This window comes from Streptomyces sp. NBC_01591 (assembly GCF_035918155.1).
In the GTDB taxonomy this organism is placed as follows: Bacteria; Actinomycetota; Actinomycetes; order Streptomycetales; family Streptomycetaceae; genus Streptomyces.
In genome coordinates this window covers 129,188-147,684 of the sequence record NZ_CP109329.1, presented here as the reverse complement: position 1 = coordinate 147,684, position 18,497 = coordinate 129,188, and the positions used below count along the sequence as shown (strand labels likewise).

Sequence of the window (18,497 nt, the reverse complement as noted above, 5' to 3'; positions counted from 1 at the left end):
GGACCGTAGCCATCACCCACTAGAGATTGAGGACCTTCCGCCGAACCCCCGCACGGCACCGATCACCTGTGCTAAAAAGCCCAAGATCAAGTGCTTAGCGTTACTGGCCGTTCTGTTGGTCCCCAAGGCCGTACTCGTGCAGCACCGCGGTGAGCCCGCCCCTGGTGACGTCACGGATGGAGTGCACCGCCTGGCCGAACGGCGACCGCAGCACGGCGTCGATCAGCCCGTTCAGCGGAGCGCAGTCGCTCAGCACATCCCGCTCGAACCCGAGCCCTTCCCGCACGGACAGCAGATGCACGGTGTGGTTGCCGATGGGACCGGTGAGCAGGATGCTGTCGCCGGCCGCCACATGGGCCATGCGCAGCGGCGGGCGCTGGAACACGGCGATGCCCGTCGTGTTGAGGTAGATCTGGTCGGTTTCGCCGGCCCGTACCACCTTGGTGTCGCCAGCGACGATCACCACGCCGGCCTCCCGCGCGGCATCGCCGACCGACCGCAGGACGGTGGTGTACCTGGCCATCAGCAGACCGGCCTCCAGGATTGACGCCAAGGGTCGGATACCGCGGCTCGGCGCCGAGCACCGCCAGGTCGTTGACGGTGCCGCAGACGGCCACCTTGCCGATGTCTCCGTTGCCGAAGAACGGCGGGTCGACGACGAACGAGTCCGTCGTGACCGCCGGCGGCCCGTCAGCCGGCCGCACGATCGCGCTGTCCTCCATCTCACCGACGTACACGTCGCCGAGCACCTCGGCGCTGAACTCGACCAGCTCCCGGCTCAACCGCGCACCGGTGCGTGATCAAGGACGATTTCACGGGTCGACGATGGTCACGTTCGGCATCCCGTCCCTCAAGCCAGGTCCATCGGTGCGAGCAATGGCCAGGACAGACCGCCGCTCGTCCCGACGAACGTCCCATCCGGCATGCGGTTGTGGGCAGTCGGGCGAAGCCCTGACAGGGGCCGGCCGACTGCCGGGAAGTCGGTGGACGCATCCGACGACCCGGCAGCGCGTGTCCGATCAGGACTTGCAGGAGTCCACGATCAGCTGTCGGCTCCGGTCGACCAACCGGTACATCATGACCACGACAACGAGCTGGGCGAGGCCGGACACGAGAAACGCGGTCGGCACGCTGGTCAGGTCGGCCACGGTGCCACCGGTCAGGGCGCCCAGCGGGATGCCGCCCCACAGCGCCACTCGGTGGGCGCCCAGCACCCGGCCGAGCAGCTCGGGGGGAATCATCGCCTGCCGCAGCGACATCGACAGCACGTTCCACATCGTGATGCCGACCGCGATGCCGAAGAACGACACGCCGGCCGCCCAGAGGTTCGGCACCGTGCCGAGCAGGACGCACATCACCGGAGCGATCGCCACGGCGACGGTGATTGCCCGCGGCCGGCCGAGACGGGAGACCAGCGACCCGACCGCCGCGGACCCGGCGATACCGCCGATCCCCATGGGAATGAACAGGAGGCCGTACAGCCACGAGCTGAGGTGCAACGTGTTCAGGGCGTACAGCACGATGAGCGACGTCGCCATGGCCATGAACCCGGCGAGCAGCCCACTGTAGATCGTCAATTCCCGCAGGACTGGGTGCCGCCACAGCCAGCTCAGCCCCTCATGAATGTCCGCGCGCAAGGTCGTGGGCGCGGTGCGCTCGGCCCGGAACCGACCGGGGACGGCGAGCACGAGGAGCGCCGCGAGCGCGAAGCCGATCGCACCGCCGACGAACGGCACGACACGGGACCAGCTGAACAGCGCCGCACCCACCGGCGGGCCGACGAAGCTGCTCCCGACGGTCTCCTCGACGGTCAGCCAACTGTTGGCTTTGTCAAGGTTCCGGCGGTCGATGAACTGGGGCAGGATGGCCCGCACCGCCGAGTCGTACACCACCTGGCAGAGGCCGAGTGCGAACGCGATGACATAGAGCAGCGGGATGCTTCCGCCGCCGGCGACGGTGAGCAGGACGAGGACGCCGAGCAGGGCGGCACGCATGATGTTGGCGGTCGACATCGCTCGCCGGCGGTCCAGTCGGTCCACCAACGCCCCGCCGGGCAGGCCGAACAGCAGCCATGGCAGGAACGCGAACGCGGTGAGGCCGGAGATGAGTACTGGATTGCCGGTCAGCGACGCAGCGAGCAAGGGCAGAGAAGTCTTGCTGATTCCGTCGGCGCAGTTGACGGTGGCCGATGCGGAGAACAGTTTCCAGAATGAACGATCAAGTGTGGATGCCGACTTGCCGGTCGGATTGACCAAGCGAGACAAAATATGGACCTACCCTCGGAAACGGAGTGTCGTTTCCGCTCAGGCGGCGCTCATCCTCCTGATGGCGCGGAAACGTGTGACAGGTCGAAGGTTCACAGTCCCGCCTCCCATCACGTCTCGCTGAGGACAACGCGGCGGAGCATAGCATCGCGCGGCGCGTACGGGCCGAAGCTCGTTCATACTTCGCCACCTGGCACCAGATGCGACGCCTGCGGAGCAAGGCGGAGAAGGGGCTTTGAGACGTCCCTGGACCAGCCAGGCGAAACAGGAGATCACCCAGGCCGACGCCTTCCTCGCCTGGCTCGCCGACCGAGGCCGAACCATCGAACACTGCCAGCAGGCCGACCTCGACGCCTGGCACACCGAGAAGTCGGCCACCCGGCGCCCGGCCCAGACGTTCCTGCGCTGGTGCATGAAGACGACTACGCGGACACCTGTGTTCCCACGCCGCCGCCGAAGCGGCTCTCGTGGCCCTGAACGGCCTTGTGCCGGCAGTTGGTGGCTTCGGCTGTTCTGTGCGGAGATGCGGGCGCTTCGGGTGGCCTGCGTCGTCGGCTCGCCCGGTGGTGGGACGGCGGTTGGGACATGTCCGGGACAGGGCGAATGCCTGGTCACTCCTAGCGGTGTTCATCCAGAGTGGGAGGCAGGCAAAGGGTTGCACCAGTACAACCACGTTCCCTGGCACGCTCAGGAATGCTCCGTACTGTCGGAAGGAGACTTACGCCATGCGTAAACGCAATGCCGTTCTGGGTGCTTTCGGCGCCGCCGCTGTCGCGCTAGCCGTCTCGACCAGTGCCCAGGCCGCCACATGGACGCCCACAGAGGCCACCCAACACGCCAATATCCGAGAGTGCTATCGCGCCACTTGTGAATCAACAGGCGTCATTTTCCCAGGGATGGGCGTCTGGTGGTCGCACTATGCGTACAACGATGCGGGCAACAAGTGGTACTACGTCAGAAACGACAACGGTAATACAGGCTGGGTGTATTGCGGGAACGTCACCGCAGGCTGCTAAGGGTCCCATGTAAAAGGCTCCACCGTCAGACTGTGACGGTGGAGCCCAGGATCGCGTACAGCGAAGAATCGGACCACGGTCCGGATCGAGACTCTGTCGGCCGGCCTCAAGGTTTCATCGGAGGCAGTACGACTCTTGATGCACGATAAGCTCCTCTGATTCGCCGGAGGTCAGTTGAGCTCATCCGACCTGAGCTCCTCCCGCATTGCCACACGTAACTCGGTGAGCGCGGCTTCGTACTCGCCTCGCCCGCCGGAGTACCTCTCGTCTCCTGCGAGGGTGCCGGCCCCAGCAAGGTCGCGTACGTCTCGAAGGCACCGGAACGTCTCCTCCGATGCAGCAACTACCTTGGCGGAGGCGGTGGTTGTGACTTGGTATCGGATCTCGTAGCAGGGCGCGAAGCTGGTCCGGGCCGACACGTCTCGTTGGGCCAGCGCGGTGTCCAGGTCGCGGGCGAGGACACGGAAGTCGTTGCGTGCCTTGGAGAGGGCGGCGAGGTATTCGCCGTAGAGAACGCGGCGGGTGTCGGTGAGGCGCTGAGCTTGCTCCCGACGCCAGCGGTGGCGGTCGAGGAACGCGCTTGATGCAGTGGCGATGACGGCTCCGACGACGGCGCTTGCCAGCGATATCCATTGCATGGTTCGCACGGTAGGGGAGCCGGGCCGGGGTGGCGATGGGGCTTCCTTCTGTGATCACCCTCGTATAATTTCCCTTATACGAGGGTGGTTCACCAGGAACGATCCTGTGGGGGAGGGCACATGAGCGACACCGTCCTGCAGCAACCTGGAGGCTGGGTACCGAAGGCTCTCCTGGAGGAGAACCGACGGTGGGCGAAGCGGCGAGCGCTCCTCGGCCGCCTGGCCGAGAAAGGCCGCCCGCCCATGTCAATCGCTCCCGCTCCGGCCGTGGCTCGGTGACGCCATGACCACGGCGAACGATATCGACGCCTCCGCAGTCGTCGACGCCGAACTCGTCGAGGACTGCGAGCTGCTGCCGGACGTCGCCGGCCCGGCCCCCACCGCGAAGCCGCTGGTGGACCAGCACACCGTCCTGATGCCCGGCGAAACCCTCCCCACGGCCGCCGACCAGCCGACGTACACCGAACGGGACCTGTACCTCTCGCCGGAGACCGCCGAGCGGCTGAAGGCGTACGCCGACGGGCACAACACCAACAAGAACTACCGGTCCCAGCGCGGCATCTTCGAGCGCTGGTGCGACGACATGGGCCGTGTCGCCCGTCCCTGCACCACCGCGACGTACATCGAATACGTCGCTTCGATGATCGCTCGGGAAGCCTCCCCGAACACGATCGCCACGCACATGTCCGCGATCCGCACCTGGATGCCCGACGACAAGAAGCCCGGCACCACGGTCGCCCGCCGCCTGCTCAACGACTACCGCAAGGACTGGCGCAAGCGGAACCGGGTGAAGAAAGCGCCCCCCGTCACGGCCGAGATGGGCCGGGCGATGGTCGACACCTGCGACCGGCGGCACCCCATCGGGCTGCGGGACCGGTTCGTACTCCTCGTCGGCCGCAAGGCCCTCAACCGGCGCATCGAGCTCGCCGACCTCCTCATCGAGGACCTTGAGGTCGACGACGGCGGCGTGGCCGAGTGGGTCGCCTACTCCAAGACCGACCAGGCCGCCAGAGGCGAGGAGACCTGGGTCCCCGCCGACTCGGACAACCCGCTGTACGACCCGGTGCAGGCCACCCGGGACTGGCTGAACTGCCTGCACAGCCTCGGTGTGCGCTCCGGGCCGGTGCTGCGCGCCCTGACGGTGGCCGGCACCCTGCAGAACCGGTCCACCGCGACCAGGCGGGGTGACCACCTGACCGGGGACGCGGTCAACGACATCGTCCGAGGGCGCGCGTACAAGGCCGGGTTCAAGAACTGGCAGGACGTCACCGCGCACGGGCTGCGCCGCGGCGGTGCCCAGGAGATCGCGGACGCCGGCGGGGACCCGACGAAGCAGGGCCGGTGGAAGCCCGGCTCGGCCGTGGTGAAACGGGAGTATCTGGACCGCGCCCAGTCGAGGGCGGAGAATCCGTGGCTCAAGGTGCAGACGAAGCGGCGCGAGCAGCCAGAATGACCCCGAAGCAGTACAGCGCTCCTTCCGTGCACCGGCTCGCCGTGGTGGTCGAAGAACTTCCCAGGGTGCGCTGATGGAAACGGAGCAATGTCGTACCAGCCGAGTGACGCGGTCAGCTCTGTACCCGGTCATCGCCACGGGGTGCCTGCTCCTCGCCATCGCTGCGTGCTGGAGCAGCGTGTTGATCGTCGTCCTTGGGCACGTGATCCCCAGCTGGGTAGTGAGCACAACCCTGCTCTTTGTGTCGCTGGTCCTTATGCGAGTCGCTGCCGCGCGGCACCGGTCGGAGGCTGACCGGACGATACCGCGTCGTTTGACTCTGCCATGATTCATACCTGGCCTGCTGGCGGCCGTAGCCGGACTGGGCAGTGCGTTCGGCGTGTTGGGCGACCTCAGTTCGGATTACCACGTTCTTCGCCCCCACAGGCCCGCACGGTCGCGCAGCCGTTGTGCGGGAGACGTTGTTCTTGTTCGCCGGCAGCAGCGAGGTGTATGCGGTGGGCCCGACCGGCATTGCCTGGCGGCCGTCGGGTTCCTGGCAGGCCGCTGACGGCTACCGTCCCACGGCGGGTACATCGTGCTGGCCGCATCCAGCTCCTGATGGGTCCGTCTTCTGCAGGACGGGCGGCGGCGCGAGGCCCGCCGCCAAGTCGTGGCGTTCACCCGGCTCTGCAACACCGCCCCTGGACCGTACTGAAAGGCACTCAAGCAGGCCGTCGGCCTCGGCCGGGCCGACTCCCGCCTTCGAACGGGTGACCGAGGCACTGGAGCGCGGTCCGGTCGTGCCGAGCCCGGCCGTGGCCGGCTGGTCGTGGTGCCGCCTCGGAGCCGGGGCATCGCCGTTCCCCGCCGTGCTGTGCCTCATCAGGATCGCATGCGTTATAGTTGATCTTGAAAGTTCACCGCAACTCGCGGTGACTGACACTGCGTTGGTGGTCCAAGGAAAGACGCCCCGCTTCCCGTGGGGAAATGCAGGTGCAAGGCCTGCCCAGCGCTCATTCACGAAGCCCTTCCCTCCGCCAGGGAAGGGCTTCGTCATGTTCCCCTGGTACAACTTTCAGAGAGCGTCACCTGGGCCCTGCCGCCTACTTCGCCACCGAAGACGCCGCCCGCACCGAGCGAGACGAACTCGTCCGCAAGACCGGTGTCGCCGAGCAGGAGCAGCGCCAGGCCGCGGCCGGAGCCGCTCGTAGGAAGGCCCTTGCAGAAGCTGCTGAACGCAGGCGGCAGGAGGCTGAACACAGCGCCACGAAGGTGAAAGCAGCCCAGCAGGAGCAGCTCGGCAAGGAGGGAATCGCCGCCTCGAGCGTCCGCGAGGAGGCCACAAAGGTGCAGGCGGTTGACGCCGCAGCCCTGGCCCGTTTGACCAGGTCGGCTGGAACACCCACCGGGTCGCCGCGATGATCCAGGCCCGCGGGTGAGACCGCGGTCGCCGTCCGCGTCATCGAAGACGAGCTGGGCTTCCCCACCGACTCCGCCCACGACCGCAAGCAGCGTGCCCTCCAGCTGCTGAACGAGCAGGACCTCGGACGCGCGCTCTGGGCTGTCGACGACGACCAGACCGTGCCCGTGACGCACGCAAACAGGTAGGCTCGGCGGGCCGCCGCGCCCGAGAGGCCGCTCGCCGGGCTACCCCGTACTCCGCGCCGAACGGTGAGTGGGCATTTGTCGAGAAGAAAGCGGAAGCGCCGGCAGAAATCATCGACACGACCGGCTGATCTCCCACGCTCACGCCTACGACCTGCCTGACGGGGCACAGCAAGTGTGGGCGTGATGGTAGTGAGTCCGGCCCGCTCGGCCGCGAGACGCTGCAGAGCGCGGGCACGGGTGGCATCACTCGTTCCCCGTCCGGTGATCAGTTCTTGACGCCGGCCACCTGTCCCGGATCAGTGCTCTGGCCAGTGCCTCAGCGCGCCCTCGACCATCGAAGCAACCGCGGAGGCCGAACAGCTCTTGAGCTGGCTGTAGATGCAGACGGATTTCCGCTCGACGTGCCAGTAATCGAATCCAGCGAACGGATCGGACGCCGCAGATGGGTCATCGAGCGCACCACGTCGTGGCTGACCGGCTACCGCCGACTCAACCGCCGCTACAAATGCCATCCCTGCAATTACCTGACCTTCCTCGGCCTCGCCGCCATCGTCTGCTGCTACAAACGACTCCTCCGACTCACCACGTAGGACACGGTCTTAGTCGGACGGTTTGGCGGTCGCGTCCTTCAGGATCTGGACGGCTGTGTTCTCGGTCGGTGCTGGCCGGCCGGAGAGGCGGTGGACCATCACCCAGGTGCCGTCATCCAAGGCACCCGCGAAAACGGAGGCGCCCCGGGTAGCGCCGTTGTGCCAGCGCAGGCGCCCTGACGTCTGCCAGGTCAGTGCGGGTTCGCCCAGCTTTCGTTCGACGAGCAGCTTGGTCACCAGACGCGCGGTCTCGCGTGGGGTGGCCCACATCCCTCCGGCGGGCAGGATCGCGCCACTCATGTTCCAGGGACGGAGAGGGCGGCCCAGGAACCCGCGTCCACTGAGTCGTCCGGCCGACGGCGGGTTCGAGGTCACCTCGGTGATGTTCAGGGGAGTGAGAACGTGACGGTTCAGGAGCTCCTCGTACGGTGCGTCCGCCGCAGCGGAGAGTGCCGCGCCGAGGACGGCGTAGCCGAGGTTGGAGTACTCCGCTTCTCCGCCCGGAGGTCCGGTGGTGAAGGTGTCGAGGCGTTCCAGGACGGCGTTCAGGGCTTCGAGGTCGAAGTCGGCGTACGGATCGATCCGTCGTAGACGCGGCGGGACCCGGGGCAGCGCGGCGGTGTGTTCCGCGAGGTGCCGCAGGGTGATGCCGGTCCCGGCGGGTATGCGGAGGAATTGGTCGAGTGGGTCGTCGAGTTGGAGCACGTCTGCTTCGGCCAGCTGGGCGAGCAGAGTCCCGGTGAGTGGTTTGGTCAGCGAGCCGATTTGGACGAAGCGGTCGAGGTCATGGCCATGGCTGATCTGGGGGGCCTGGGTGCTGCTGAGAATGCAGGTGGGTACAGGGGTCATGGCGCGCCTTCAGCCGGTGATGCGGGGCAGTGCGCAGGCCGCTGTGCCGCCCGGCATGCGATGTCGGTTCATGGCCACCGCTCGGTAGATGACGTGCGCTGCCAGGCTGATAGGGGGAAGCCGCAGGCAGCGCCCTATCAGCCGGTACCTGCGGGAGGGGGAGGAGCCGAGAAATCCGGCCAGGGCGGGGGCACCGCCACAGCGCACCTGGCCCCCGTCGAACAGCAGAACTTCTCTGTCCAGGCGCCCCAGGTGGGCCTGGGTCAGTTCCGGTGGGAGGGTCTGCCAGGCGACGGCCTTCATCCGGGGTCTGGCCCGGAGCTGCATCTGCCGCACGGCGGCCTGACAGAAGCCGCAGTCGCCGTCGAACGCCAGCACGCTACGCAGTTCGGTGGTGCCGGCTGTGGTGCTCATGGCGATGTCGTCCATCGTTGAGGTGGCCCTTCTCCTTCACGGAAACAGAAGCAGGAACAGGACGGGAGGCGTGACGCGGGAGAGTAACGGCCTGGTGCGGTCGCGGGCTGTCACAGCAGGGGAGCCAGCCACCCTTCCAGAGCGGCTTCCCGGCGACGCGAGCGCAGGACCTCGGTCGGCCGGTTCTCCGCCCACCACTGTGTCAGGGTCGAAGGTGAGGCGCTGCCCCGCACGAAGTGGGAGAGCAGACCGAGCGAGAGGTCGACTTCCCGCTGCGTGTACGCGGTGTCCGCGGCGGAGAAGACCAGCGTCTCGACGCGCTGGTCCTGGGCATGCACCACCACGGTCATCTGCGGCGGACCGCCCGGAACCCAGGCGTCGAGGGCCGCCGCGGCGACCGTCGTCACCCGGGTCGCCCATCGGACGGCGGCCGAGCGCACCGGCACGTCGAGGACCTGGAGATCTGTCACATCCTCCCAGCCCCAGACGTGTTGTTCAGGGCCGGTGACTGACAGCTCGGTAGGGGAGAGGAACACTCCAGGGCCCTCTTCGGCCGGAGGCGCGCCCAGACACACTCTCCTCTCTTCTATCCCCTCTCTGTCAGCCTTGGGTGAGACATCCCGTTCTGCGGGGTTAGCCTGAGAGGGCACGACAGGAGAACCGTCCCTTATGCCCAGTACAGAGCCCGTCGGGTCCGAGCCGGCGCCGAGGCCGAAGCGCCGCACTTTCACCTCGGAGTACAAGCTGCGAATCGTCGCCGAGTACGACGCCGCGCCCAGGAACGAGAAGGGTGCGGTCCTGCGCAGGGAACGGCTCTACCACTCGCATGTCAAGGAGTGGCGGGCCGCCCGGGATGCCGGGGCCCTGGAAAACCTGGTCGACCGCCGGACCAGCCCGGCCCGTGCGAAGAAGTCCGCCGCGGAGGTGGAGAACGAAAAGCTGCGGCAGCAGGTGGAGCGGTTGCAGAGGGACCTGGCACGGAACAAGGCCGCACTCGAGGTGATGGGAAAAGCTTCCGCGCTCTTGGAAATGATCTCCGAGAGCGCGGACTGAAGCCTGCCGCCGACCCTGTCGTGGACGAGGCGTTCACCAGCGTCGAGGTTCAGCTGGGCATCACGGCCGCCTGTCGGCTGACCGGCCGCTCCCGCGCCACGCATTACCGTCGGCTCCGGCCCCCACCACCACGCAGAACACGTGCCCCACAGATGCAGCCGTCGGCCCTGACGGCCGAAGAGCGTTCTGCGGTACTCGAGTTGATGAACGGCGACGAGTACGCCGAGCTGGCGCCCGCGCAGATCTGGGCCCGCGAGCTGGATGCCGGGCGCTATCACTGCTCCGTCTCGACGATGTACCGGATCCTGCGCGAGCAGGATCAGTCCGGTGAGCGCCGACGGCAGGCCACCCATCCCGCCAAGGCGGTGCCCGAGCTGGTCGCCACCGGGCCCTCGCAGGTGTTCACCTGGGACATCACCAAGGCGGCCGGGCCGGCCAAGGGCGTCTGGTATCACGCCTACGTGATCATCGACATCTTCAGCCGGTATATCGTCGGCCACACCGTCGAGCGAGCCGAATCAGCTGTGCGGGCCGAGGAGCTGATCCGCGAGACCATCGCCCGCAACGGCATCGTGCCCCAGACCGTGCACGCGGACCGCGGCACCTCGATGACGTCGAAGAAGGTCTCCCAACTACTGATCGATCTGGGCGTGACGCGGTCGCACTCGAGGCCGAAGGTCTCCAACGACAACCCTTACAGCGAGGCCCAGTTCAAGACCACGAAGTACATGTCGGATTATCCTGAACGGTTCGATTCGCTGGCCCACGCCCGCGAGTGGTTCGACGCGTTCATCGCGTATTACAACCATGAGCACCGGCACTCGGGTATCGGCTGGCACACACCAGCCTCCGTCCACTTCGGGACCGCCGAGGAAGTCCGCGACCAGCGCGCGGTCACCCTCGCCGAGGCATACGCCCGCCACCCCGAACGCTTCGGCCGCCGCCCCAGACCACCCGAGATACCCCAGACGGCCTGGATCAACGACCCGGCCAAACGCAGGGAACCCGCACCACAAACCTCATAGCGTCACGACCGTCTCACTGGACTTGAAATCTTCCGATCCAGAACAGGCCGATCACACATCCCGGCCGGCCGGGACCGCCGTTCTGGGTCGATGAGGTTCCCAATTTTCAGCTCCGTTCCTCAATCACGGACATGGAAGCGTCCGTCCCCCGACTGCTGGACCTTGCACCTTTCGCACCCTGCTGCGCTCCAGGACGCACCGGATATGCGCCCATCACCGGCAGACGACTCCAAGGTGCGATCGACTCTGAAAATCAGGGAGCTTCCCACTCTTGTTGACGGGCACCTGATCATGCCAGGGCGGACTCCGCACGGTGACCCTTCCGGCCACGTAGGGATGTACTTTCCGCGTCCGAGAACTGGCCACCGTGGTCGGAGACGCGACTGGGCCGCGGCGGAAGATTTCAAGTCCAGTGAGACGGTCGTGACGCTATGAGGTTTGTGGTGCGGGTTCCCTGCGTTTGGCCGGGTCGTTGATCCAGGCCGTCTGGGGTATCTCGGGTGGTCTGGGGCGGCGGCCGAAGCGTTCGGGGTGGCGGGCGTATGCCTCGGCGAGGGTGACCGCGCGCTGGTCGCGGACTTCCTCGGCGGTCCCGAAGTGGACGGAGGCTGGTGTGTGCCAGCCGATACCCGAGTGCCGGTGCTCATGGTTGTAATACGCGATGAACGCGTCGAACCACTCGCGGGCGTGGGCCAGCGAATCGAACCGTTCAGGATAATCCGACATGTACTTCGTGGTCTTGAACTGGGCCTCGCTGTAAGGGTTGTCGTTGGAGACCTTCGGCCTCGAGTGCGACCGCGTCACGCCCAGATCGATCAGTAGTTGGGAGACCTTCTTCGACGTCATCGAGGTGCCGCGGTCCGCGTGCACGGTCTGGGGCACGATGCCGTTGCGGGCGATGGTCTCGCGGATCAGCTCCTCGGCCCGCACAGCTGATTCGGCTCGCTCGACGGTGTGGCCGACGATATACCGGCTGAAGATGTCGATGATCACGTAGGCGTGATACCAGACGCCCTTGGCCGGCCCGGCCGCCTTGGTGATGTCCCAGGTGAACACCTGCGAGGGCCCGGTGGCGACCAGCTCGGGCACCGCCTTGGCGGGATGGGTGGCCTGCCGTCGGCGCTCACCGGACTGATCCTGCTCGCGCAGGATCCGGTACATCGTCGAGACGGAGCAGTGATAGCGCCCGGCATCCAGCTCGCGGGCCCAGATCTGCGCGGGCGCCAGCTCGGCGTACTCGTCGCCGTTCATCAACTCGAGTACCGCAGAACGCTCTTCGGCCGTCAGGGCCGACGGCTGCATCTGTGGGGCACGTGTTCTGCGTGGTGGTGGGGGCCGGAGCCGACGGTAATGCGTGGCGCGGGAGCGGCCGGTCAGCCGACAGGCGGCCGTGATGCCCAGCTGAACCTCGACGCTGGTGAACGCCTCGTCCACGACAGGGTCGGCGGCAGGCTTCAGTCCGCGCTCTCGGAGATCATTTCCAAGAGCGCGGAAGCTTTTCCCATCACCTCGAGTGCGGCCTTGTTCCGTGCCAGGTCCCTCTGCAACCGCTCCACCTGCTGCCGCAGCTTTTCGTTCTCCACCTCCGCGGCGGACTTCTTCGCACGGGCCGGGCTGGTCCGGCGGTCGACCAGGTTTTCCAGGGCCCCGGCATCCCGGGCGGCCCGCCACTCCTTGACATGCGAGTGGTAGAGCCGTTCCCTGCGCAGGACCGCACCCTTCTCGTTCCTGGGCGCGGCGTCGTACTCGGCGACGATTCGCAGCTTGTACTCCGAGGTGAAAGTGCGGCGCTTCGGCCTCGGCGCCGGCTCGGACCCGACGGGCTCTGTACTGGGCATAAGGGACGGTTCTCCTGTCGTGCCCTCTCAGGCTAACCCCGCAGAACGGGATGTCTCACCCAAGGCTGACAGAGAGGGCGGTACGAAGCAGGCCCCGTGCCTTCGCGGCCACGTTTGAGCCATGGAGGCTGTGGAGCGTCTGTGTCCGTTCTGCTTCCGATGGAGGCAAGTGCTCTGCGGGGCGCAAGGCGAGGACGGGGGAGAGACAGGCAGCTAACCGGCTTATTCCGCAGTCGGCAGGGGTGCAGGGAGGCCCTTTTCGCTTGGCGAGTTCACTCCCGGCGCGCTTCCATCACCGATGCGAGAACGCACTCTCTGAAGCAGTTGGCCAGCTAGGGAGATCGCTTCGTCGAGCCCCCTGCTCAGAAAGACCAGATCGCAGGCCACCATAGTCAGAGCGAATCCGGTCAGTCCCATGAGAAGGGCGATTCCCAGATGGAAACCGATCGGCATGACGGCGGCCCACGGCCGAAGGGCCGGCACCAGGATGCCCAAGGGGAAGTAGACGAGGAAGAGCACAGTCACATAGGTCCCCGAGAAGACGAGGAAATCATTCTCGTAAACGAAGTGTGACAGGGCAGGGAAAGTGAACTCCGGAACCCTGAGAACGTAGAAGAGCGCCGTACCGTCCTGCCACATCTGCCCTTGCACCTTGTAGAGGCCGCTGACGACGTAGACCAGACACACTTGGAGAGCTATCGCGACCACACCGATATTGTGCAGCGGGTCTCCTATGGCCCGCACTTGCCCAGGGAGGCGGTTCACGATTTTTTTACCGATCCCACTGGAAAAAGAGAACCGGTCGTAGCAGCGCGTCAGGAGAAGCATGAGGATGACGAGATAGGCGAGATTGTCTCCACCGTCGAGCAGCACGGTCTGGCGCTTCCGCGCGCACTGCTGGATGCCGACGCGCACCGCCTCCTCGCCGAGCAGCAGGGATGGGCTCAGCAGCGGCAGGAGAGCGGCCCCACGGCCCGTCAGAGACGGGCCGAGGCACAGCGCGTGCAGCCGCCTGTCCGACGACCGCGCGGCAGCCGGTGGTGAGCGAACTCGAACTCCTTCTTCCCGTGCTTTGGGGGCGGACACAATCCGGAGACATAACCTCTGAACTCGGATCTCGCCGCATTGCTCCGTGACAACGCGGACCACCCCTGGAAGCCGGGTTTCCCGAAGACCGCGTGCGCATCCTCCTGGAGAGCGCCAACGCCAGGACCCTCGACCTCGACTGGTCCTTCGGTACCGGAACGCCTCTGTCCGGCGCCGCACAGGATCTCCTCCTGCTCGCATACGGCCGACGGCTCCCCCCAGGACACCTCCGCGGCGAACCGGGCGGGCGCTTCCTCGCTGCGCAGGTGTGACCGCGGCAGTCCCCGGACGGTCACCGGTATGCCTGCCGGCCAACGGCGACACCGCAGGCAGCAACCCGGTCCGCCCTGCGCCGCCCCGGTCGTGACCGCCACCACCGACGGCAGCGCCGACGCCCGCAGGTGTCGCAGTGGGTGACGCGCGGTGCGCTGACGTGTGAGCACGCGGTCATCCGCTCCGGCACTCCAGAGCCCTTCTCCATCGCCCCTGCGACCGTCGCCTTGATGGCCGACGCCTCCACAAGCTCAAGTCTGGCTCAGATAGTCCGATAAGTACGCGAAGAAATCACAGAAGTTGCATAGGTTGTGCACAGACCTGACCAGTCAACTTGCTTCATGTAGGGGGAATTTGCGTGCGAAAAGCAACGATGCGGTACGTACTCACTCCAGTCACAGCCTTCGCTCTCACTGCGACACTGGCTACTGCGGCCGGCGCAGTTGAGGAGTCAGCTGATGCGGCACCTGAAGCGGTTTCTTCCGACCAGATCGCTACCCGGGAGTCAGCTGCCAGCGTGATGGACGGTCCGAGCAAGTCAGCCGCCGAAGCTGCCGTCGATCGCGCCCTCGGCGCTCTGCCCGAGATAGGGGCCGACAGTGATGTCGGGCCCATGCGCTGTGACAACCCGGTCAAACAATGGGTTCAGGTGAGCAGCAAGACGAACTACCACGTCCCGTCCAAATAGAACGGCACCAGCTACAAGGACGGACCGGGCGGATCGATGCGGGTCAGCGTCGAGAAGTCGGGCGAGATCGGGGTCGAGATCAGTGGCACCGGCGGGGCCAGTGCCAGTGTCCTCGTCGCTGAGGTCAAGGCGGAGTACGGAGTCGCGGTGGTTGGGAAGGTGGGGGTCAGTGTGGGGCACACGTACACGCACGCAATCCCCGCAAAGAAGTACGGCCACATGCAGTACGGTTCTTGGGGATTCAAGGTGAACTGGGTGAAATACAAAACCAGTTCCGACCGGTGCAGCAGAGTGAAGATTGGCTCAGGCACCGCGAAGCTTCCTACCAAGGAGATCGGTTGGCGATTCTGGGCGACGAATTCATGACGCTACGACTGCGCCTCTCGCATCCCACCCTCGCCGTCTGCGCTTCCATGCTGGTCATTGTCCTGGCCTCAGGCTGCACGGGCGAGGGCAGCGATCCGAAGGAGCCAAGCGCCCCCGCGAGCAGTCCAGAACAGCAGAAGCACCCTTCCGGAACGTCCGTCCGTACCGAGGAGCGGCTTGGTAGGCAGGTTCAGGAAGCTCTCGGCACAGAAGAGGTCAGCGACTCCGATCCGCTATTCATCGAGGCGGGACTTGAGCGTGTCAGCGACGGATTCCACACCGAACCGGAACTGACACGAGGGCGCTCGTACAGATTGGCGGTCGCCTGCGCCGGGAAGGGCCAGATCGTTCTGTCCGTAGCTGGGAAGGACCCCGTCCGCCAGAAAGTGGACTGTGACGGCGTCCCGCTTCGCCAGCGTCTCACAGCCTCAGCGGCCAAGGTCAGGATCGACTCCGAGGCGATTCCGGGGTCCACGGGAATGGTGGCCTGGCGGCTGGACAAAGCCGACAGGTAAGCCACAAGCTCATTCGAAACGCAGCACGGCACTGTGCCCCGGACCCGCATCGGGCGGATGCGGGGCAAGGTGTCGCCCTCGTCGGTCCCTCGGTCCCCGCCGGAAGCAACCCTCCAGTCGGCTGCCCTTCTTCCTGGTTGTTCGTGGCGCCGCCCTCGCATCGCCGTTTGTCCGTTGCTACCGGCCCGGCGGCCCGCAGAACGTCCGGTGTCTCCTGCAGCGGTTGTGCGCAGTGGGATCCCAGGCTCAGGCCGATAGACGAGGTGTCCCCGGGCGGGTAGCCGGTCCGGGGGGCGCCGCCGCGGGGCTCGGTGCACGCCGCTGGACGGCTGCGGTCGGGGTGGCGGGGCCGGTGAGGCCCGGTGGGAGAGTGGCCGCTAGCCGGCCGCCGTGGTGTTCGGCGAGATCGGCCACCGTCTGCAGGGCGGCGAGTTCGGAGGGTGCGAAGCGGCCCGGCTGGGCCTGGGCCCGGGCCACGATTCCCTGTGCGTGTTCGGCGAACGCGCTATAGGGCCCGGCCGCCGGTCCTGGACCGGTAGGCAGATCCGAGGGTGGCAGCTGCTGCCAGGCCTCGCGGAACTCCGCTACCCGGCGGTGCGTGGAAGCGCCGAGTTCCTTGCCCATGTCGGTGCCCGCCCAGGCCTGGAAGGCGCGGGCGATCTCGCGGGAGGCCTCCACAGCGTCGTCCCTCGTGGCGTACGGGAGCGGGTCGTTGGACCGCAGGGTGCTACGCAGTCGGCGGATCTCTGTGAGGTTCTGGTTCTGGGCGGCGGCCACGGTGTCGGCATCGGGGCGCTCGCGGAGTGGACTGCTGTAGGCCAGGGCTGCGTCGGAGACCTTGAGCAGCGCTTCGGCGGTCGGCAGGTCCGGGCGGGTGGCACCGTTGCGCAGCCGGTCGGCCCCGGCCTGTGCCCAGTGGGCGATGGTCTCGCAGAAGCGGGCGGAGACGATCCGCCAGAACCCCTGGACGCGTACGTCGTCGGCCAGCTGCTCGAAGTACGGGCCGGCCTTCTCCCTGATGACGTCCCACAGATGGGCAGCAGCACCGCGGAAGGTCTGCAGCTGCTGCCACTCCGGCAGGTCCTTGAGCGCCGGAGCATGACGGTCGGCTTCCTGCAGGGCGGTGTTGACCGCGGCTGCCGCCTGCCGGGCGTCGGCTGTTCCGAATGGGGCGGGCGCGGGCACGGTGGCTGCAGGGCGCGGACCGGTGTTGTCGGTGGCGGTCCATGGGCCGGGCGGGGTGCGCCGCCACTGCTGTTCCAGGATGCGCAGGTCGTTGTCGAGGGCGGCGCGCAGGTCCTGGGCGGTGCCCAGTTCGGGCGGGACGATGTCGGCCCATGCCTCCTCCACCCTCTCGAACGCCTCGGACAGGTCCACCGGCTCGATGAGATCGGCGGCCCACCGGTCCGCGGGATCGTGGTCATCGGCCCGGCCGGTTCGGCCCGTTCGGCCCGTTCGGCCGGCTTCCGGGGGAGCGGTGGCCGGGGCGGATGAGGCCGCCTCCGTCCGCGTCCGGTTCTGGGCGTCGGCGGAGGCCTTCAGCTTCCATGTCGGGGCGCCGTAGCCGTCGTACAGGATCCCGTCGCGTGCGGTCCACCCCGCGCCGTCCGGGAGGTCGTTGCCGGTCCACAGCGGGAGCTCGCGCTGTGCCTCGGGCATCGCCGCCTCGGCGTTCGCCCGTGCCCGCTCCTCCAGCGGGGCCGGGGACGATGGTGGCGCCTGCGGAGCGGAGGCGGGAGAGCAGGTGGCCCGGGATGCCTCGGCAGCTGCCCGGACGGAAGTGCCGGCCGTCTCTGGAGTGGGTTCGGTGGTGGGTCCGGCCATGGGTGCGTCCTCCGTACGGTCGGGTGTCGGGGCGGGAGAGAGAGTCATGGGGTCTCTACAGCAGTGCCTGCAGTTCGGCGGTGCGCCGGGCGAGTTCGGCTGCGGCCGGGTGCGCGGCCGCGGTGGTGGTGGCTTCTGCGGTGAGCAGGTACACCTCGAATGCCTCGTCGGCGCCGGGCGGTGGTGGCACCAGCGGCGGGGGCTCCTGGTGGCGGCCGCCAGCGCAGGCGGCCAGCTGTAGACGGGCCGTGAAGTTGTGCAGGGTGTTGATCCAGTCGGCCTCGGCGAGTTCGCGCCCCGGTGCCTGTTCGCCCGCGTATGTGCGGACCCAGCCGACGTACAGGGCTGTCAGGTGCTCGACCACGGGCGGGTGGCGGTACCAGCAGGGCGGGATGTTGTTGTGGAGTTCGAACGTGCGGCGCAGCCATTCGACCCAGGTCGCGAGTTCGCGCATCCGCTCACGCCACTCCGGCGGGTCCATGGCCTCCCACACCCAGCGCTGAGGCTCCGGCTCGGCAGCGGCCGGTGGTGCCGGCCAGAGGGAGGCGGGGTTGTCGAACGCGTCAGACACGGGTGCCGGCCTTCCCAGGCGCGGCGGGCTTGGTGAAGCTGACCGTCCCCGTCGGAGGAACGGGGGCGGCCAGCAGCTTCTTGAGGTCCTTGTCGCGGAAGGTAAGCCGCATCCTGACCTTGATCGGGGGCTGGTTGGAGTACTGGGCGATGGCGGTGAAGTCCGGCAGCTGCTGAAGGGAGTGGACCGGGGCGAGGTCGGTCTCGGTGGCGGAGGTGTTGGTGGAGTACTCGCCGCGGGAGCGGCCGTGGGAGGTCCGCATCACCTCGGTGCGTCCGTACAGGCCGGAGAAGTAGCGCAGGGTCTCCAGGTCGCCGCAGCCGGGCAGCAGCATCCGCAGGCCACTCGCGGAGAGCACGGTGTTGGCCTTCTGGGTGCCGAGCCGGTCGCGGAGCTGGGAGAGGTCGTGCCACACCGTCAGGACGTCGATGCCCATGCGGCAGG

19 protein-coding genes and 3 pseudogenes are annotated in these 18,497 nt (G+C 67.2%); 8 read left to right on the top strand and 14 right to left on the bottom strand.

Annotated features, from left to right (window positions below; genetic code table 11):
* Positions 1-100 precede the first annotated feature (100 nt).
* The 3 genes and pseudogenes from OG978_RS48020 to OG978_RS48010 all read right to left on the bottom strand — a co-directional run bounded on the left by OG978_RS48020 (position 101) and on the right by OG978_RS48010 (position 2,255).
* Positions 101-553: an AIR synthase-related protein gene (locus OG978_RS48020; protein WP_326771137.1), complete on the bottom strand. Its 453-nt coding sequence runs from the start codon at positions 551-553 to the stop codon at positions 101-103.
* Positions 554-596: 43 nt separating this feature from the next.
* Positions 597-722 (bottom strand): annotated as a pseudogene (locus tag OG978_RS48015) (hydrogenase expression/formation protein HypE); the annotation flags it as partial.
* Positions 723-1,019: 297 nt separating this feature from the next.
* Complete coding sequence (locus OG978_RS48010) at positions 1,020-2,255, bottom strand: MFS transporter (protein ID WP_326771136.1); 1,236 nt, start codon at positions 2,253-2,255, stop codon at positions 1,020-1,022.
* Positions 2,256-2,989: 734 nt separating this feature from the next.
* Between OG978_RS48010 and OG978_RS48005 the strand changes: the two genes are divergently transcribed.
* Positions 2,990-3,280, top strand: a complete 291-nt coding sequence (locus OG978_RS48005) for a hypothetical protein (RefSeq protein WP_326771135.1) — start codon at positions 2,990-2,992, stop codon at positions 3,278-3,280.
* A 170-nt stretch (positions 3,281-3,450) separates the two neighbouring features.
* Here OG978_RS48005 and OG978_RS48000 read toward each other — a convergent pair whose 3' ends face one another.
* A complete protein-coding gene (locus tag OG978_RS48000; protein WP_326771134.1) occupies positions 3,451-3,918 on the bottom strand; it encodes a hypothetical protein in 468 nt (155 codons plus the stop codon).
* A 283-nt stretch (positions 3,919-4,201) separates the two neighbouring features.
* On the opposite strand from OG978_RS48000, the gene OG978_RS47995 reads away from it, so the two are divergent.
* On the top strand, positions 4,202-5,371 hold the full coding sequence (locus OG978_RS47995) for an integrase (RefSeq protein ID WP_326771133.1): 1,170 nt from the start codon (positions 4,202-4,204) through the stop codon (positions 5,369-5,371).
* A 1,035-nt stretch (positions 5,372-6,406) separates the two neighbouring features.
* On the opposite strand, the gene OG978_RS47990 is transcribed toward OG978_RS47995, so the two are convergent.
* Positions 6,407-6,613 (bottom strand): hypothetical protein, encoded by a 207-nt coding sequence (locus OG978_RS47990; protein ID WP_326771132.1) that lies wholly within the window; start codon positions 6,611-6,613, stop codon positions 6,407-6,409.
* Between the two features lie 758 nt (positions 6,614-7,371).
* On the opposite strand from OG978_RS47990, the pseudogene OG978_RS47985 reads away from it, so the two are divergent.
* A pseudogene (locus OG978_RS47985) lies at positions 7,372-7,551 on the top strand (transposase); the annotation flags it as partial.
* A 9-nt stretch (positions 7,552-7,560) separates the two neighbouring features.
* Here OG978_RS47985 and OG978_RS47980 read toward each other — a convergent pair.
* From OG978_RS47980 to OG978_RS47970, 3 genes are all read right to left on the bottom strand, one after another.
* Complete coding sequence (locus OG978_RS47980) at positions 7,561-8,400, bottom strand: serine hydrolase domain-containing protein (RefSeq protein WP_326771131.1); 840 nt, start codon at positions 8,398-8,400, stop codon at positions 7,561-7,563.
* Between the two features lie 9 nt (positions 8,401-8,409).
* Positions 8,410-8,814 carry a thiol-disulfide oxidoreductase DCC family protein gene (locus OG978_RS47975; RefSeq protein ID WP_326771130.1) on the bottom strand — a complete coding sequence of 135 codons (405 nt, stop codon included), beginning with the start codon at positions 8,812-8,814 and terminating at the stop codon, positions 8,410-8,412.
* Between the two features lie 110 nt (positions 8,815-8,924).
* Positions 8,925-9,284 (bottom strand): hypothetical protein, encoded by a 360-nt coding sequence (locus OG978_RS47970; RefSeq protein ID WP_326771129.1) that lies wholly within the window; start codon positions 9,282-9,284, stop codon positions 8,925-8,927.
* 199 nt (positions 9,285-9,483) lie between these two features.
* On the opposite strand from OG978_RS47970, the gene OG978_RS47965 reads away from it, so the two are divergent.
* Both OG978_RS47965 and OG978_RS47960 read left to right on the top strand, forming a co-directional pair.
* On the top strand, positions 9,484-9,867 hold the full coding sequence (locus OG978_RS47965; RefSeq protein WP_266726502.1) for a hypothetical protein: 384 nt from the start codon (positions 9,484-9,486) through the stop codon (positions 9,865-9,867).
* Between the two features lie 20 nt (positions 9,868-9,887).
* Positions 9,888-10,892, top strand: coding sequence for an IS3 family transposase (locus OG978_RS47960; RefSeq protein WP_326763270.1), 1,005 nt, complete (start codon positions 9,888-9,890; stop codon positions 10,890-10,892).
* Positions 10,893-11,321: 429 nt separating this feature from the next.
* Here OG978_RS47960 and OG978_RS47955 read toward each other — a convergent pair whose 3' ends face one another.
* The 3 genes from OG978_RS47955 to OG978_RS47945 form a co-directional block, all read right to left on the bottom strand.
* Positions 11,322-12,326: an IS3 family transposase gene (locus OG978_RS47955; RefSeq protein WP_326763270.1), complete on the bottom strand. Its 1,005-nt coding sequence runs from the start codon at positions 12,324-12,326 to the stop codon at positions 11,322-11,324.
* 20 nt (positions 12,327-12,346) lie between these two features.
* A complete protein-coding gene (locus OG978_RS47950) occupies positions 12,347-12,730 on the bottom strand; it encodes a hypothetical protein (RefSeq protein ID WP_266726502.1) in 384 nt (127 codons plus the stop codon).
* A 222-nt stretch (positions 12,731-12,952) separates the two neighbouring features.
* The gene (locus tag OG978_RS47945; RefSeq protein ID WP_326771128.1) at positions 12,953-13,645 is read right to left on the bottom strand and encodes an HTTM domain-containing protein; all 693 of its coding nucleotides are present in this window, start codon (positions 13,643-13,645) and stop codon (positions 12,953-12,955) included.
* Between the two features lie 263 nt (positions 13,646-13,908).
* Between OG978_RS47945 and OG978_RS47940 the strand changes: the two genes are divergently transcribed.
* From OG978_RS47940 to OG978_RS47930, 3 genes are all read left to right on the top strand, one after another.
* The gene (locus OG978_RS47940; protein WP_326771224.1) at positions 13,909-14,088 is read left to right on the top strand and encodes a hypothetical protein; all 180 of its coding nucleotides are present in this window, start codon (positions 13,909-13,911) and stop codon (positions 14,086-14,088) included.
* A 725-nt stretch (positions 14,089-14,813) separates the two neighbouring features.
* Complete coding sequence (locus tag OG978_RS47935) at positions 14,814-15,143, top strand: hypothetical protein (RefSeq protein ID WP_326771127.1); 330 nt, start codon at positions 14,814-14,816, stop codon at positions 15,141-15,143.
* Positions 15,116-15,658: a hypothetical protein gene (locus OG978_RS47930; protein ID WP_326771126.1), complete on the top strand. Its 543-nt coding sequence runs from the start codon at positions 15,116-15,118 to the stop codon at positions 15,656-15,658. The genes OG978_RS47935 and OG978_RS47930 overlap by 28 nt, the downstream gene beginning before the upstream one ends.
* Positions 15,659-15,904: 246 nt before the next feature.
* Here OG978_RS47930 and OG978_RS47925 read toward each other — a convergent pair whose 3' ends face one another.
* From OG978_RS47925 to OG978_RS47915, 3 genes and pseudogenes are all read right to left on the bottom strand, one after another.
* Positions 15,905-17,482, bottom strand: coding sequence for a hypothetical protein (locus OG978_RS47925; RefSeq protein ID WP_326771125.1), 1,578 nt, complete (start codon positions 17,480-17,482; stop codon positions 15,905-15,907).
* Between the two features lie 55 nt (positions 17,483-17,537).
* A complete protein-coding gene (locus tag OG978_RS47920; RefSeq protein ID WP_326771124.1) occupies positions 17,538-18,053 on the bottom strand; it encodes a hypothetical protein in 516 nt (171 codons plus the stop codon).
* Positions 18,046-18,489, bottom strand: a pseudogene (locus OG978_RS47915) (type IV secretory system conjugative DNA transfer family protein); the annotation flags it as partial. The pseudogene OG978_RS47915 and the gene OG978_RS47920, both read right to left, overlap by 8 nt.
* Positions 18,490-18,497 lie beyond the last annotated feature (8 nt).

Bases quoted from the DNA above. Each gene is read 5' to 3' on its own strand.
- OG978_RS48005 (WP_326771135.1), top strand. From the start codon at position 2,990: ATGCGTAAACGCAATGCCGTTCTGGGTGCTTTCGGCGCCGCCGCTGTC.
- OG978_RS48000 (WP_326771134.1), bottom strand. From the start codon at position 3,918: ATGCAATGGATATCGCTGGCAAGCGCCGTCGTCGGAGCCGTCATCGCC.
- OG978_RS47995 (WP_326771133.1), top strand. From the start codon at position 4,202: ATGACCACGGCGAACGATATCGACGCCTCCGCAGTCGTCGACGCCGAA.
- OG978_RS47980 (WP_326771131.1), bottom strand. From the start codon at position 8,400: ATGACCCCTGTACCCACCTGCATTCTCAGCAGCACCCAGGCCCCCCAG.
- OG978_RS47975 (WP_326771130.1), bottom strand. From the start codon at position 8,814: ATGAGCACCACAGCCGGCACCACCGAACTGCGTAGCGTGCTGGCGTTC.
- OG978_RS47965 (WP_266726502.1), top strand. From the start codon at position 9,484: ATGCCCAGTACAGAGCCCGTCGGGTCCGAGCCGGCGCCGAGGCCGAAG.
- OG978_RS47950 (WP_266726502.1), bottom strand. From the start codon at position 12,730: ATGCCCAGTACAGAGCCCGTCGGGTCCGAGCCGGCGCCGAGGCCGAAG.
- OG978_RS47935 (WP_326771127.1), top strand. From the start codon at position 14,814: ATGCGGGTCAGCGTCGAGAAGTCGGGCGAGATCGGGGTCGAGATCAGT.
- OG978_RS47925 (WP_326771125.1), bottom strand. From the start codon at position 17,482: ATGGCCGGACCCACCACCGAACCCACTCCAGAGACGGCCGGCACTTCC.